Genomic DNA, 16,196 nt, shown 5'->3' with positions numbered 1-16,196 from the left:
GTCGTGAAGCGGAACTTTGTTAACCTGCAAAGCGATCGAAAAAACCAACAACGGACGTCAACAGTACAGGACCAGCACGAAATTGGGTTCCGGCGACTGACTGACGAATCGTCGCATGGCCGGTGCCAAGATTCGGGCGAACGAACCAGGCAATCGCAATTGTGGTGCCGTAGCGAAGCGATCGTTTGCCGATCGGAGGTGGGAATTCGAAACCTCTTTCTGAACTTGCCGGCCCAGCAGATCCGGAACGGGCCAGTCAGGATTCCGATGGGCGGCGGATGCGAACATCATGGGACGTTTCCAAAGGCTCCAAGATTGGCTTGGACACGCGATAGGACCGATCACCTGGTTTACAAATCGCAGGTTGACGACATTTCCAGCTTGAAACCAGAACTTTACCCGACGCTCCTTGCCCATCATGAATCGACGCCCATCATGAATCGACGTTGCCTCGCGACTTTTGTGGCCTTTGCTGCCCACTTTCTTGCAGTGACCTGCCAGGCGCATGTGCCGCATGACATCATCTATTCGCTAGACGTCAGCCCCACGTTCCAAAACGACGGGTTGGTTTTCGCCTCATCGACGCAATTCGGTGAAGCACATTTGATGTCGTCCAATTTTGGCGAAACGTTTTCAGAATCCCACGCGGGGATGCAGCAGACGCTGGTCACTGGCCACACGTTCTCGCCAAATTTCTCGACGGATGGCATCGTCTACATGGTGACTCACCAAGGCTACTACAAGTCCGTCGATCGCGGTCGAAACTGGGAAAAACAGAAAGACTTCGCTGACGAACAAGTCTTGTCGATCTGCTTTGCAAACGACGAAACCAGCATCTACGTGCTGACACGAAACGGGTTGCACCGAATCGGGCCGGACGGCTTGCAGTCGGTGGACGGTTATCCGCACCAAAACGACGTTTCCCCATCAGACGTCACCTTTGGAAAACTGCAGCGTGTCGGAGATCGATTGTTCGTCCACCAGGTGTTCTACGAGACACCCAAACGAAAGAACGGGATGGATCTGGTCGACTACCGGACGGGAACGGTCCACGTGTTGGACACGGATCGAGGCGAATGGGATTCAGTGGGGGATCTTTTCGCGTCGAAAGTGATCACCGATTTTGATGTGTCCGCAGACGGTCATACCGCGCTGATTGCGTTGAAGGACGGAACGGTCCACAGCTCGGTCGACCAATGCCAGACGTGGACCCAAGTCTTTTCGCGCAAAGACGATTTCGTCTGCAAGCTGAAAATGTCGCCTGATTTTTCCGACGACCAAACCATCGCGTGTGGAACGGCGAAAGGATTCGTCTTCCTTTCACAGAACGGTGGCGACGAATGGACGGTGCGTTCCAACGGGCTGAGTCGTTGGGTTCATCATGTGAACATCCTGATCAATCAGATCGCTTTTTCGCCAAACTACCGAAATGACAAGACGATCTTTCTGGGCAAGACGACTGGGGTGTACAAGACGACGGACAGCGGAAAGTTTTGGCGGCACATCAACGTTTGGAACCCGAAGTGGGGATACTTCGTCTATCCCGCACCGGGGGAACCGTCACGTGACGTCTTTGCTGCGACGTACAACGGCGGGATCTATCGCTCGCACGACAACGGAATGACATGGAGCAGCGCCAATATCGGCATCACATCCGCTTTCGCCAACGGCATGGAACTGTCGCCGAACTACGAAGTCGACAAGACGATCTTTGTCCTGGACATCGCCACCGGGCTCTATCGGTCCGCGGATGCTGGCCGGTCATGGTCGCACGTCGTGCAGGCCGATACGGCCAAAGTGATTGGCAAGCCGGTGCTGTATCGCAAAATGGGCGTTTCACCCGATTTTGCCGACGATGGGCTGATCTTTCTTTTCTCAGTACCGCGACGGATTCTAGGTGTACCGGAAAAGCACGTTTGGAGATTCAACGACAAGACCAAAAAACTTTCGCAGCTTTCGATCGGGAAAAGCAATAATTACATCAATCGATTTGCGTTCACACCGCGGGGATCAAAACAAAAGCTGGTTTTCGCTGCCACGGCACAGGGCATCTTTCGATCCCAAGACGCCGGCGAATCGTGGACACAGGTTTCACCAATCGGATCACAGAAACTGTTCGTCTCGCCCGACTTTGATGAAGACGGATTGGTCTATTCCATGGACGCCGGCGGACGGTTACACCGATCGGTCGACGAGGGGCAAACGTTCGAGCCGACCAAACTGGGACTTGACGGCAAGTACATCGACAACCTGACCTTCTCGCCGCGCTATGCCGACGACCAAACTCTGTTCGCATCCACCTTTGGCGAAGGCGTATTCCGATCCCAAGACGCCGGCAGAACGTGGAGCCACTTTGGTCTGAGAGGGAAATGGCTGTATAGCGGTCCGGCGTTCTCGAGCGGTGACGGCGACGATTCTGTGTTCTTCGCCCCGACTGTCGATGGCATCTATCGTTCGACCGATGATGGTCGATCCTGGAGCAATGTCTTGCGAACGATTCAGCGACTGCCGAAAGTGCCGTTGCTGATGCTGCGCGATCCGAACGGGAAAGAGATCCCGCTGACGTTTGGTACGCCGGAAGAGATGAAACGCTACGACGCGTACGACGCGGAAGTGGGCGACGTGATCTTTGCAAGAACGCCAAACCTTTTCCAGAAGATCAAGAGTCCGCATGCATATCTGGCGTCGTACTACAAGTTCCGCGCCACCCCCGGTTACGCCATCGAGATCCATTTTTACGGCACGGGGGTCGAGTACAAATGCGTGCAGAGTGCTGACTTGGGAATCGTTGACATCGAACTGGATGGCAAACCGCAGGGACAGTTTGACCTTTACAGCGAACGTGATCGGTTCGACGTTACAGGTTACGAACGACAAGACCTGAAGCAGGACTATCACGTGCTTCGGATCGTCGCGACCGGAGAAAAGAACCAGGAATCAAGCGGAACGGCGATGACGTTTAACGCGGCCAACATCACAAACGATTAAGTACGTCTACTCACTCGGACGCATTTGACACGCAACCGCAGGCATTGTGGTCTTACGCCGGCCAGAGCCAGGGAATCACAGCACTACCAGCGTCTGACGTCGATCGTTACCGAAAGTCTGGCACTGCCCTATCAGGATCCCTGGCACACCACGGAATGCTTCGGACAGTGAAATCGGAAGAATCGAAAAGTCCAAAGAACGATGAACTCAGAAAGCGATGACGAAACGGTCCAAGTGTTCTCTCGCCTGTTGGTTGCCAACCAGCGGCGCATCTATGGATTCATTCTTACGCTGGTCCACGACCGTGCTGCTGCCGAAGACATTCTTCAGGATGTCAGCGCATTGCTGTGGCAAAAGTTTGACAAATTTGAACGCGGCACCGATTTCGCCGCGTGGGGAATGGCCGTTTCTCGATTGACAATATTGAACTGGAGACGAAAACAAAAGTCTGTGCCACTTCCGCTGGACGATCAGCAATTCTCGTTGCTGGCCGACGAAGCGGTCGCGGTCAGCTGTGAGGCCGATGCAAGACACGATGCGATGCAGCGTTGCCTGCAAAAGGTCGATCCGTCGGGACGCGAGTTGCTGACCGCGAGATTTGAGATGGCGCAAAGCGTTACATCCATTGCCGATCAACTTGGACGTAGCCGAGTCGCGATCTACAAGAGGCTGAATCGAATTCAATCGATGCTACTTGATTGCATCAATGAAACACTTCGAACCGAGGGCGTGCAATGAGTCAGTCCACTGGTGATTGGAATCGATTCGATGAACTTGTCGGATCGCTCCGCGAAGACGATCTATCGAATGATCAGTCCGCTGAATTGCAGCACTTGTTGGATTCCAAACCCGGGGCGCGTCGACGATTCGCGGAGCTGATGCAATTGACCGCGATGCTTAGCGATGACGCTCCGTCCGGCAGTTCGGCTGCAATACCTTTCGCTTCGCCTAAACTTGCCCAGAAACCAACCAATCCATGGAATCGGCCAGCTGTTGCGATGGCGCTGGCGGTTTGTGCCACAATTCTGTTGATCGTGTTTTGGCCCGGCGATCCGGACAGGCCAGCCGAGTCGCTTGCCACTGAACTGCTGGACGAAGGCGTTGCCGTCGTCACGCAAAGTTACGACGCGCGTTGGTCCGGTCAAATCCAACTGGCCATGGGATCCAGTGTTTCGCCCGGCAGGGTCACGTTGGAATCAGGGCTCATTCAACTTGAATTCTATCGCGGAGCGGTGCTGGTGGTGGAAGGCCCGGCGGAGTTGGAATTTATCAGTGCCGACCGTCTAATTTGTCATCGTGGACGACTGCGGGCTCGTGTTCCACCGCAAGCGGAGGGATTCACCGTGCTTTCGCCCAAAGTGGAGCTTGTGGATCTGGGCACGGAGTTTGGAATGGATGTGGCCAGCGATGGCAGTGCATCGGTTCATGTATTCGACGGCAAGGTTGAACTGTACAAGTCGGGCACGCATCGTGCTTTGGCAACGCGATTGGAATTTGGCGAAAACGAGAGCGCTGTCATTGAGGCCGACGGCGAGATTGTTCAGTCGCAGGATGCTGCGGTCGACTTTGTTTCCACCTCAAAGCTTTCCGAACTATCAGGCATGCGAGACGCCGCTCGACTGAGGCAATGGCAGGTTGGCCAATCGCAGAAGTCGAATGACCCAAGAGTGATCCTGCATTATGGCTTTGCCAAAGAAGAGCCATCGGGGCGCATGTTGCAAAGCCATCTTGCCCAACGTGGAAAGCGTGATGGTGCAATCATCGGTTGCCGCTGGACCGAAGGTCGCTGGCCCGGCAAGGACGCATTGGAATTCAAGCACCCCGGTGACCGAATTCGTTTGCAGATTCCTGGCCAATACGATTCCCTGACTTACTCGGCATGGGTCCGAATCGACGGCCTCGACCGTCCTTTCATCGCCTTGATGCTGACCAACGGCTATGAAGTTGGTGAAGCGCACTGGCAAATGCGTAACGATGGACGGCTGCTGTTGGGTGTCAAAACTCCCGATGGCCACGTCGCCTACGACTCGAAACCGATTCTTAACATCAAGCACCTGGGACGCTGGACGCACTTGGCCACGGTGTACGACAGTCGGGCTCGGAAGGTGAGCCACTTTATCAACGGAAGCCGTGTCGGATCATCGCCGATCCAAACGGAGAACTTCAAGCTGCGTTTCGGGGAAACCGAGATCGGAAACTGGGGTACGCCGATGGAGTACAGCCCTCAAAAGATCCGCAACTTCAACGGCAAAATCGACGAGTTGACCCTGTTCGACGCTGCGTTATCGCAGGCAGAAATTCAATCGCTTTACCAGAGCGGACGTCCCTGACGTAGCGATTGAGCCGTTTCGAATACTGCGTTGTGTCGGCGTGCTGCGTTGCGTCCGTCTTTGCATTCGAGCTTCGAGGGCCAATCGGTCCTGATCATTGGCAAGCGATCTTGAAACGCCCCGCCTGTGCTGGCACCCTCAGTCAGCGTTTCTTTCGGACGCTTTTCGGGGGAGAGTGGATGTACCGCTACCGGAATTGGGTGCTGTTCTGCTTAGGTAGAAGAAGTTGAAAGAAACTTCGAAACGATAGACACGACAATGATCCGACCGGACGATACCGATCTTTCCCAGCGAAACGCCGCGACCGATTCAAAATGCCCGGCGACTCCCGCGACGTACCCCGACGATCTTCACGCATCACCGAGTGGCTGCTGCGGGTCAGATGCAAACAAACCCGAACAGCCAAAACCACTCTCCGTCTTGCCGACGACATCATGTTGTAGTGATTCGACCAGCCGCGGCGTCGCAAGTCCCAGTGTTTGCAAACCCGAAGTTCACAAACCCGACCCCGAGTTGTCGAAACCACTTTGCAATGTCAATCAATCACTTCCGATCGTTGTGATCGGTGCCGGGCCGGTGGGACTTGCCGCGGCCGCCAATTTGGTGCAGTACCAGCAAGATTTTCTTGTGCTGGAAGCCGGCCCACGAGTGGCAGCCAGCATGTCAGGTTGGCGGCATGTCCGACTGTTCACTCCCTGGTCCTATTTGATTGCCCCCGCAGGCCGCCGACTGTTGGAACGACAAGGCGATTGGTCCGAGCCGGATGCCGACCGCGTCCCCTTTGCCGGGGAATTGATTGACGGCTATTTGGATCCGCTTTCCAAGGTCCCGGACATCGCGGCGAAGATCAAGCTGAATCACAAAGTCATCTCGGTCTCACGTGAAGGCCACGATCTGATGAAAGACGGCCGACGCGACGAGGCACCGTTCTTGATCGTGGTCGACAGTCCCGACGGTCCCAAACGTTTTCGTGCTCGAGCGGTGGTCGATGCGTCGGGGACATGGACGAACCCGAATCCGCTGGGTTCCGGCGGCATTCCGGCCGACGGCGAACAGCAGGCACAAGACCGCATTCAATATGGAATGCCCGATATCTTGGGTGGAGATCGCGATCGGTATGCCGGCAAACGGGTGCTTGTCGTCGGTTCCGGACACTCCGCGACCGGCAATGTTTTGCATCTGTTGAAACTGGCTGATGATTTCCCGGCGACACAGATTGCTTGGGGCATTCGTCGTCGAAATCCGGCCAAGTTGTGGGGCGGCGGATCGGACGACGAAATCGCTGCACGTGGTCAGTTGGGAACGCTTGCCAAAGAAGCCGTGGACCAAGGAAATGTGACTTTGTTGACCGGCCTGTCCGTCGTGGCATTGCATCGCCGCGAAAGTGGCCTGGAAATCATCGACGTCGATGGTCGATCGCGAATCGAAGTGGATGAGATCATCGTGGCGTCCGGTGCGCGCCCCGACTTGGCGATGCTTCGCGAACTGCGTCTGGAATTCGATCCGGCCACCGAAGCCACCAAAACGCTGGGCCCCCTGATCGATCCCAATCACCATCACTGTGGATCGGTGCCGCCGCACGGTGCCGCCGAACTGCGACATCCCGAGTCGGGTTTTTATTTGGCGGGAATGAAAAGTTATGGGCGGGCGCCGACTTTCTTGCTGGTGACCGGCTATGAACAGGTCCGATCGATCGTCGCCGAACTTTCCGGTGACCGCGAAGCGGCCCGAAACGTCGAACTGGTTCTGCCGGCCACCGGTGTCTGTTCTCTCGATTTATGCGAGCAAGAAGACGACTGTGGGCCGGCGGAATCATGCAGGCAACGCTAAGCATTCACATCGACCACGACCCGTCCTTTGACTTGTCCGTCAAGAATGTCTTCGCCCAACTGGGGAACATCCGCCAAAGTTGCCAGCCGGATAGTCGTTTCCACCTTGTCCATGGGTAGGTCTGTTGCGATCCGTTGCCAAGCACGAACGCGAGCATCAAATGGTTGCATCACACTGTCGATTCCCAACAAGTTGACACCGCGAAGCAAGAACGGAATCACGCTGGCAGGCAGCTTCGCGCCACCGGCTAGCCCGACCGCGGCGACTGACGCGCCGTATTTCATCTGCCCCAAGATGCGGGCCAACATTTCACCACCGACCGCGTCGACACAACCGGCCCAAGTTTCGGATTCCAACGGTCGCTTGGTCACGTGGTCCAATTCGCTGCGTTCGACGATACGTTTTGCCCCCAGTGACTTCAGATAGTCGGCGGTTTCCGGTCGGCCCGTCACCGCGGCAACTCCGTATCCCAGATGGCCCAAAATCGTTGTCGCAATGGACCCAACGCCGCCGGCGGCACCGGTGACCAAGACATCGCCCTGATCCGGCTTCAGACCGTGGTCTTCCAAGGCGATCACGGCCAGCATGGCCGCCATGCCGGCGGTGCCCACGGCCATGGCTTGCTTGGTCGACAAACCATCGGGCAAGGGCACCAGCCAATCCGCATTGACGCGAGCCTTTTGCGAAAATCCCCCCCAGTGGATTTCACCGACGCGCCACCCCGTTAGGACCACTTGATCGCCGGGTTTGTATCGCGAATCGCTGGACGCCTCGACGGTTCCGGCAAAGTCCACACCCGGCACGTGCGGGTATTGACGCACCAAGCCGTTTTTCGGTCGCAAACAGAGTCCGTCTTTATAGTTCACCGTCGTGTATTGGACCGCGACCGTCACGTCGCCTTCGGGTAACTGATCTTCGGTCAGATCTTGCACGGACACGTCGACGCTTTCGTCACCTGATTTTTCAACGACCACTGCTTTGAATGTCATACGTTTGGCTCAAGTGCTGGGATAAGAGGCGATGGGTTGGGATAGGACGGTGAAGGATGGTTTGTCGTCGGATTCGGTTTTGGGGACGGCAATCACTGGTTTGCAAGCGTTGTTGTTTTGCAAGCGCTGTGCCAGAATCCCCCCATGCCAATCCATGCGTTGATCCGGGCCGGATCGTGCTGGCGCTGGGCGTCGCGGGCGAACCGATTGCCCAGCGGCGAACAGGTGGCGAAACAGGAATGTCAGTATGTGCACAGAAGACGTCCACCGCGCGCGGCACTCGATCGGGCACGATTCGCCCGGGCGTGCCCACCATGCCGCCTCCACCCAACGGTCCCTCTGGATCCTGGGATCGTCTCGAGGCGCCGTATGTTTTCAAGTATGCTGCGCCGCCGCTTGGCGAATCGGGTTGTTCCGCGATTGTTAACGGCGGTGGATGAATCGCCGATTTGCCCCCCGGCGTTCAGGCCTTTTCCCTTTCGCGACAAGTTCGTTTCGGAATGGGGCGGAGCGACAAGCGAATCCGAAGACGTGACCCCGAATTAAACTTAGGATGGACTTTCGGTGCCACAGCACTTTGACATCATCGGTGACATCCATGGGCACGCCGATGCGTTGCGGATGTTGTTGCTGGATCTCGGGTATCATCCTCACGGTCATGGTTTTCGTCATCCGGATCGGCAAGCGTTGTTCGTCGGCGATTTGATTGATCGTGGACCCGAAATTGCCAATGCGATTCGAATCGTTCGCACGATGGTCGATGCCGGTGATGCGGTCGTGGTGATGGGCAATCACGAATTCAATGCCGTCGCATTTCACACGGCCGTTCCTGGCACCAAGGATCGGTGGTTCCGTGAACATTCGAGAAAGAATCAGAAGCAACACCAAGCCACATTGGACCAATTGTCCAACAGTGAATTGGCCGACGCGGTCGCATGGTTCCGGACGCTGCCCGTCGCCATCGAACAGAACGGGGTCCGAGTGGTGCATGCAGCTTGGCAAGATGACCAGATCGACGAAATTCGGCGGTCGTTGCAAACACGCGGAAGATTCACCGCGGAATTTTTCTTCGATGCCATGCAAACCGGCAGTGATCGACACGCCGCTATCGAAGACGTGTTGAAGGGACCAGAAATCAGAATGCCACCTGGACAACAGATCCGGGACAAGTCCGGGCATCCGCGAGACACGGTCCGAGTGAAATGGTACGAAGCCGCCAACGGCCGAACCTATCGTGGCTATCATCTAGGATCGGACGACGTTCCAGACATCGCCATCGCCCCGGGCGTCCTCAAAAATCAAGATGGATACCGGCCCGATGCACCGCCTGTCTTCGTGGGGCATTACTGGTTGACCGGCACGCCGACGCCGTTGGCGTCAAACGTGGTTTGCACAGATTACAGCGTGGCCAAAGGTGGAAAACTCGTGGCCTATCGATGGGACGGTGAATCCGTCTTGTCGGCAAAGAAGTTTCACTGGGTCCATTGATCCTCGGGCGTCAATGCCCGGGCGTCTGCGGCCGCTGAGTGACCTATTACGATCGAATGCTTTTCCAAACTACGATTCCCAACGCGATGCGGAAGACCCGCGGAAAATTCCCGGAAAGGAAAGTGATGCTTGATTGGATCAAGGTGGCCGGAAAACTGGCCTACGACCGCCCGACACGTGAGCGGTTGTTGGGTTATCGCCCCGTGGTCATCTGCCTGATCCAGTCGCTTCAGCGGGATGTTTTTCTTATGGTCAAGCCCGCGGCCGGACGAGGCGCATGGATGCCACCGCAAGAGGGTATTCCGCCAAACGTGTCCGTCGAGCAGGCAACAGCGCAGTGCATGGACGTGGAACTAGGCATTGGCAAACGACAGTTGCATTTCCGCCGATCGGTCTGGCTGGGTCGCAAGGCCATTCCCGAACGTGAAGGCAGTCGCGATGTCGAATTTTCCGTCCGTCCAATGCAAGGCAAAGCCTATTACGGGGCGCTAATCAAGGTGTCCGAAGATACGCCAATCGTTTGCAATCCGGCGGAGGTTGCCGATCATCGTTGGATGACCGTTGACGAAGTCCGGCAACAGTTGCCGAGCAACTCGATACGAAAACAACAGTTGCTTCATGTGCTGTTTGCAAAGCTGCTGCAGACGGAATTGTAGTTGCGACAGCCCAAGTGCTGCGGTGATTTGTCGGTTTTCGTGCGATGGTCAGCGTGAAGGTCCCATCACGACATACGGCCAGCTAGAATCGTCGCCGACGATCAAATCATCATCCATCGGTCGCGTCCTGGGTGATCTATCACGACTTGATCATTCGTACATCCAGCCGGGCGGATTGCTTTCGCAGAAGCCAACCGCAGACTTTTGACGCCTGTTCAGACGCCAGATCAATGACTCGTTGCCTACCCATCTTTTTCGCAATCACTTGCTTCACTTTGACAGCGAGTCCCTGGTCACATGCGGAATTCCAACACCCTGGAATCAGCCACACGGCTGATGACATTGCTTTCGTCAAAGCAAAACTGGCTTCCGGCCATCAGCCTTGGGCAGACGCGTGGAAAGACGTGCGGTCGTCGCGGTATGCCGATTTGAATTGGAACCCCACACCACATGCCCATGTCGAACGTGGGCCGTATAACCGACCGAACATCGGTTCATCCGATTTCAGTAATGACGCAAGTGCCGCCTATCGCCACGCCGTCCTGTGGGTATTGACCGACAATCGGGGCCATGCCGAAAAGTCCGCGGAAATTTTGAATGCGTGGTCCAGCACGCTGCGATCCGTGTCCAACCATGACGCGCGTTTGCTGATCGGGATGGAGGGCTATGAGTTTTGCAATGCGGCGGAATTGCTGAAGCACACCTGGGACGATTGGTCACCATCCGACCAAGATCGCTTTGCCCGCATGCTGCGTGAAGTGTTTTACCCAATCATCAAAGACTTCTATCCCTCAGCCAACGGCAATTGGGACGCATCCATGATGCAAACCATGTTGGCGATGGGCGTGTATCTGGATGATCAAGCCATGTTTGATCGTGGGGTAAACTATTTTCTGTCCGGCGACGGCAACGGCGCGATTGGAAACTACTTCAAACCCTCGGGCCAGTGCCAGGAAAGCGGGCGTGACCAAGCGCACACCCAGATGGGCTTGGACTTCCTTGCCTGCACCGCAGAAATCGCTTGGAATCAAGACATCGACTTGTATGCGGCGTTAGACCATCGATTGTTGGCCGGATTTGAATACACGGCAAAGTACAACCTGGGTTTTGATGTCCCGTACGAACCCTACCGAAGCTTCGAGGGTCGTTATCACTACAAGTCCATCTCCGATGACAGTCGTGGACGATTGAGACCGATGTACGAAAAGGTCCTGAATCACTACGAGGGCCGTTTGGGTCTGAATGCACCGTACACGCGGATGGCCGCAATCAAGCTTCGACAAGACTTCCTGACACAGTCCCGTCCGGATAGCCGCGCGGGCGTCGACCGTGATCGCGAAGAATCGCCGCAACGACGCGAACGTAGGCGTCGACGTCATCAGTCGTCCGCCATGGAGACGTTGATGTTTTCCGGGCAAGCGGCGAACCCAGGGGATGATTCGATCGTTGTGATGTCGCCATCGCAAAACCACGCGATCCACTTTTCTTTGATTTCGGGAACGCCACAGTACCAAGTCACCTACAAAGGCCAAACCGTCTTGTCGAACTCACAGCTGGGGCTTGAGATCGGCGGCGGACATCTCCGACCACCCTACATCGTTGAAGGTACCGAAACCAAAAGCCAACAATCCAGTTGGGAACCTGTGGTTGGATCCAAGAGTCATTACCCCGATGCCTTCAATGAGTGCATCGTTCACTTGCGATCATCCCAGTCAGATGACTCAGACCAGGACTATAACAGCCAAATTCCACGGCGTTTGACACTTCTCTTTCGTGCTTATGACGAAGGCGTCGCGTTTCGTTATGTGATTCCGGATCATGATGGCAAGACGGAACTGAAGATCGAATCGGAAAACACAGAGTTTCAGTTCACTGAAGATCACTTTGTCTATTGGGACGATTATCCCCAAGCGGAATACAGCAAAGTCCGTCTATCGGAAATGGGCGACCATGGCATCCGTCCTTTGTTGGTCGAAACCGACGCGCACTTTGTGGCCATCGCTGAAGCAGGCGATCTGGAAAACTACGCCCCGCTGTCGTTGGATCGAAATGGGCCGAACCGTCTGATCAGCCGTTTCCGCCACGGAACGGTTTCCGCATCATTGCCTTTGTCGACACCATGGCGGGTCGTGATGGTTTCCGAACAACCGGGGACGTTGGTCGAAAATCACTACCTGCTGCAAAATCTGTCGCCGCCGTGCGCGTTGGAGGATACTTCATGGATCAAGCCCGGCAAGGTCTGGCGCAGCAGCCTGACGACTGCCGGCGCCAAAGCAATTGTCGATTACGCCGCCGCGAACAATTACCAGTACGTTCACTTTGACGCCGGATGGTACGGTCCGGAACGTGACGCCAAATCGAATCCCGTGACGGTCATTGATGAAATCGATATGCCGGAAGCGATCCGATACGCCGACGAGCACGGAATCGGCGTTATCTGTTACATCAACAAGATCGCGATGGCCAGATATGACTTGGACAATACGTTCCGGACTTACCGGCAATGGGGTCTATCCGGAGTCAAAATGGGATTCGTCGATTGGCGCAGCCAATCAGACATGCGTTTTCTGTTTGCCTGTATTAGAAAGGCGGCGGAATATGAATTGGTCGTGGACATTCACGACAATTTTCGTCTGACGGGCATCGAACGCACCTACCCGCATTTGCTGACCGTCGAAGGCATTTTGGGAAACGAAGAACGAGCGAGTCGTCGCAATCCGCCACAAAACGTCTTGACCACATCCTTTGCTCGGATGATCGCCGGTGCCGGCGATTACACGCCGTGCTACTTGGACAATCGCGTGGTCAGCCGTTCGTTCCAACTGGCGCTGGGCGTGGTCTTTTACAGTCCGCTTCAATACCTGCACTGGTACGACCAGGCCGATCGTTATGCGGGTCGGTCGTTTCCGGAGCTGGAATTTTGGAAAGCGATGCCGACCACTTGGGATGATTCCAAAGTCATCCATGGCGTGGTGGGCGAATCCATGACGGTCGCCCGCCGCAGTGGTGATCAATGGTTCGTGGGAACGATCGTGGACGAAGCGACACAACAGGAAATTCCTTTGGACTTTTTGGATACCGGCGACTACACCGCGAAGATTTTCGCCGAAGATCCACGCGACAAGCTGAAGGTGTCGATTCATACACGAAATGTCACCGCCGACGACGTGATCAACGCGACCATCAGCCAGGGCAGCGGTCATGCGGTCTGGATTTTCCCGACCAACCGGCCGTAGGAGGCCGACAACAGTCGAGGGATTGGCTACCGCGTCAGAGTCTGTGAGGCCATCGATCCACTGCCTCACTCCACGATGCTGCCTGCATCAAGTTGACGCATCGCTGAACGAGCAGGACCGGAGGTACGATGCCTGGTGACCGAAGTGCATGGGTTCACACACCACTGCGGTGCCATCGTCCAGCATCAAAGGAATCCCCAACATGCGTCCCAGATTCGTTTCGTGTTTTGCATTGTTGTCGTTGGTGGCTTTCATTCGATTTGGCGCAGTGGCTCAGGCTGAATCGGGCCCGGGCGAAGTCATCCTGCGCGAGACCTTCGAAGATCCGACGTTGCCCGCATGGCAGGGCGTACGCAATGACAAAGCACATGTCACCAGCGTGACGGGTCCCAACGGCAATCCGGCGATCAGCATGACGATCGATGCCGGAGTCACCCGCACTTTTACGCGTCGGTTGCCAATCGATCGGGTCGCCGGAAAGGCTGTTCTGATCGACGTTTGGCGAAAAGCTGACAAAGTGGTCACCGGGCGAGAACACTACTACAACGCCAAAGCCATGCTGAGTTGGAAGGCCAAGGGTGCCAACAAACCGGAATACTCCGGAACCGAGTTCAGCGACTTCTTCGGCACCTTCGATTGGCAACGGCATCGCTACGTCGTCAACATGCCAGAGGATTTGGAATGGGCCGCGGTATCCATTGGAATGCAAGCCTGTTCCGGCAAAGCATCGTGGGCGGATCTTACAATTCGTGTGGATCCGCGTTTTCGCGATCAAGCATCACTGGAGCGGTTTTTGGCCGAGCAGCAACGCCGCGCCTTCGAATCGCTGACGGCAGATTCATTGACAGTGAAACGTCTGCCCGGTGGAACCGTTCAACTGATGAAGGACGATCTTTATGTCCCCAAACAGTATTGGAACGCGGACGCAAGACAGGTTCTGTTGGCAGGAGCATCCGAGTCGTCTGGGCCGAGTCCCCCCGGTCTCGATGACTTCGCTTCCAATTTGGCCACCGCGTTTGACACCCGTGCCGATCAATTGCACACCGGCCTGTCCCGCCTTTCGGACCAAGCGTTGAACGACCGTGTGTTGGAGATCGCTTGTTTGCGGGAACGGACATCGCAGATCATCAACGGCGCCGATGTTTCATCCCAGGTGACGTTGACTGCAGATGCGTCAAAGACATTCGCGGTCGCACCCTTGGTATTCGGCAACAACGTCAACACACAGAACTTCAACGAGATTTACGATTCGCGACAGGGGAACTTTCGCCAGCCTTTCCTGGATCTTTTTCGGCCGATGGGAATCACGTTTCTGCGGTATCCAGGCGGATGCAACGCCGACATTTTCAATTGGAAAGACACGGTCGGCCCGTTGGAAACACGCGGGGAAATTCTGAACTATCACGACGGCACCGGGCGAGGAATCGCACGATTTGGTGTCGACGAGTTCCTGCAATTTTGTCAGCGGGAATCCATCACGCCGATCATCACCACGGCCTTCTGCAAAGATCATCCGCAACGGATTGACCCGAACGAACATCCCAAAGGTGTCCGCCATCCTTACGTGTTTTCCTACCTGAAGACAGCGCCGGATCGTGTCCAATTGGCGGCGGATTGGGTTGAGTACTGCAACGGGTCCGTGGACACATCGTTTGGCCGCCTGAGAGCCCAGAACGGGCATCCCGAGCCGTACGGCGTGAAGTACTGGGAGGTCGGGAACGAATCGTATGGTCCCGATCCGACGGGGTCCTGCACGGCCGATGAATATGCCAAAGCCTTTCCGAAGTACGTTCGAGCGATGAAGGAACGCGATCCGTCCATCACGGTTGTGATGAATGGATACAGCCAACCTGAGTGGAACGCCACCGTTTTGGCACAGGCCGGACGTTACGCCGACGCCTTTCAATTTCACATTTATCATTCTCCGCGATTTCAGCTTGCCAAGAGCGCGATGGAGGCTCGACCGGACCAGTTCAGTCCAGCCACTCGAAGCGCCGATAGGATCCCCGCGCTGCTGTACGATGTCGAACGCATCATGCAGGAGCAGTTGGGACACACGTTGCCGACGATCATCAGCGAATTCGGAATGGGCAACACAAAGGACCGAGAATTCATGACCTCGGTGACGTCACCCGTTTTGGTTGCCGACATGTGGCGTACGCTGATCGAATCACCTTTGGTGGTGGGTGCCAACAAATGGTGTCTGTACAACGGATACTGGTTCTCCCAGATCGTGGGACCGACCACAGCCGATCCTGATGCTGCGTTTTACGGTCGGCCGGAACATGCGATGCATTGCATTTACGCATGGTGCCGGGGCGAGTCACGTTTGGCCGTGAACAACGAGCAAAGTGACGGCGTGAAGGCGGTTGTCTTTCAGCGTCCAGACAGTTATGGCGTGGTTTTGATCAGCCGCGAATCGGCATCATGGCAGTCGCTTCAATTGGGCTTGCCGGGCATCGCGAATCGCCGAGCGGAATGCCTGATGATGACCGCGGGCCATCCGCTGATCGGCAACGAGCATGACCCGACCTTGATCCAGCCGTATCGTTTCGACTTTCACTACGCCCCGGATCAACCGATCCTGGTGCCGGCCAACTCGGTAATCGGACTCGTCATTCCAAGATGACCAAGCGTGTCTTCACGGTAAATTGGCCTCGTCGCCAAGAACAATATTTT

The 16,196-nt window shown here is 55.9% G+C and carries 9 protein-coding genes; 8 read left to right on the top strand and 1 reads right to left on the bottom strand.

Features of this window, described 5'->3' with window-relative positions; all coding sequences use genetic code 11:
- Positions 1 to 435 precede the first annotated feature (435 nt).
- The 4 genes from HFP54_RS15465 (at position 436) to HFP54_RS15450 (ending at position 7,148) form a co-directional block, all read left to right on the top strand.
- Positions 436 to 2,988, top strand: coding sequence for a sialidase family protein (locus tag HFP54_RS15465; RefSeq protein ID WP_168565809.1), 2,553 nt, complete (start codon positions 436 to 438; stop codon positions 2,986 to 2,988).
- Positions 2,989 to 3,189: 201 nt separating this feature from the next.
- The gene (locus HFP54_RS15460; RefSeq protein ID WP_146413257.1) at positions 3,190 to 3,726 is read left to right on the top strand and encodes a sigma-70 family RNA polymerase sigma factor; all 537 of its coding nucleotides are present in this window, start codon (positions 3,190 to 3,192) and stop codon (positions 3,724 to 3,726) included.
- Complete coding sequence (locus HFP54_RS15455; protein WP_168565808.1) at positions 3,723 to 5,318, top strand: LamG-like jellyroll fold domain-containing protein; 1,596 nt, start codon at positions 3,723 to 3,725, stop codon at positions 5,316 to 5,318. The genes HFP54_RS15460 and HFP54_RS15455 overlap by 4 nt, the downstream gene beginning before the upstream one ends.
- 513 nt (positions 5,319 to 5,831) lie before the next feature.
- Positions 5,832 to 7,148: an FAD-dependent oxidoreductase gene (locus HFP54_RS15450; RefSeq protein ID WP_235951860.1), complete on the top strand. Its 1,317-nt coding sequence runs from the start codon at positions 5,832 to 5,834 to the stop codon at positions 7,146 to 7,148.
- On the opposite strand, the gene HFP54_RS15445 is transcribed toward HFP54_RS15450, so the two are convergent.
- Positions 7,145 to 8,137, bottom strand: a complete 993-nt coding sequence (locus HFP54_RS15445; protein ID WP_168565806.1) for an MDR family oxidoreductase — start codon at positions 8,135 to 8,137, stop codon at positions 7,145 to 7,147. The genes HFP54_RS15450 and HFP54_RS15445 overlap by 4 nt on opposite strands.
- Positions 8,138 to 8,701: 564 nt before the next feature.
- On the opposite strand from HFP54_RS15445, the gene HFP54_RS15440 reads away from it, so the two are divergent.
- The 4 genes from HFP54_RS15440 to HFP54_RS15420 all read left to right on the top strand — a co-directional run bounded on the left by HFP54_RS15440 (position 8,702) and on the right by HFP54_RS15420 (position 16,146).
- Entirely contained in the window at positions 8,702 to 9,625 is a 924-nt protein-coding gene (locus tag HFP54_RS15440; protein WP_146413253.1) for a metallophosphoesterase, read from the top strand.
- A 125-nt stretch (positions 9,626 to 9,750) separates the two neighbouring features.
- Positions 9,751 to 10,281, top strand: coding sequence for an NUDIX domain-containing protein (locus tag HFP54_RS15435; RefSeq protein ID WP_168565805.1), 531 nt, complete (start codon positions 9,751 to 9,753; stop codon positions 10,279 to 10,281).
- 230 nt (positions 10,282 to 10,511) lie between these two features.
- Positions 10,512 to 13,517, top strand: coding sequence for a glycoside hydrolase family 97 N-terminal domain-containing protein (locus HFP54_RS25675; RefSeq protein WP_235951858.1), 3,006 nt, complete (start codon positions 10,512 to 10,514; stop codon positions 13,515 to 13,517).
- A gap of 202 nt (positions 13,518 to 13,719) precedes the next feature.
- The gene (locus HFP54_RS15420) at positions 13,720 to 16,146 is read left to right on the top strand and encodes an alpha-L-arabinofuranosidase family protein (protein WP_168565804.1); all 2,427 of its coding nucleotides are present in this window, start codon (positions 13,720 to 13,722) and stop codon (positions 16,144 to 16,146) included.
- The last annotated feature ends 50 nt before the right edge of the window (positions 16,147 to 16,196 follow it).

Origin of the sequence: Crateriforma spongiae, from assembly GCF_012290005.1 — a bacterium.
GTDB lineage: Bacteria > Planctomycetota > Planctomycetia > Pirellulales > Pirellulaceae > Crateriforma > Crateriforma spongiae.
Note: the sequence above shows the minus strand (reverse complement) of the source record. Positions and strands in the feature narration are given on the sequence as shown.

Excerpts from the sequence above, each read along its gene's own strand:
- HFP54_RS15455 (WP_168565808.1), top strand. The coding sequence starts at position 3,723 with ATGAGTCAGTCCACTGGTGATTGGAATCGATTCGATGAACTTGTCGGA.
- HFP54_RS15420 (WP_168565804.1), top strand. The coding sequence starts at position 13,720 with ATGCGTCCCAGATTCGTTTCGTGTTTTGCATTGTTGTCGTTGGTGGCT.
- HFP54_RS15435 (WP_168565805.1), top strand. The coding sequence starts at position 9,751 with ATGCTTGATTGGATCAAGGTGGCCGGAAAACTGGCCTACGACCGCCCG.
- HFP54_RS25675 (WP_235951858.1), top strand. The coding sequence starts at position 10,512 with ATGACTCGTTGCCTACCCATCTTTTTCGCAATCACTTGCTTCACTTTG.
- HFP54_RS15445 (WP_168565806.1), bottom strand. The coding sequence starts at position 8,137 with ATGACATTCAAAGCAGTGGTCGTTGAAAAATCAGGTGACGAAAGCGTC.
- HFP54_RS15460 (WP_146413257.1), top strand. The coding sequence starts at position 3,190 with ATGAACTCAGAAAGCGATGACGAAACGGTCCAAGTGTTCTCTCGCCTG.
- HFP54_RS15465 (WP_168565809.1), top strand. The coding sequence starts at position 436 with ATGAATCGACGTTGCCTCGCGACTTTTGTGGCCTTTGCTGCCCACTTT.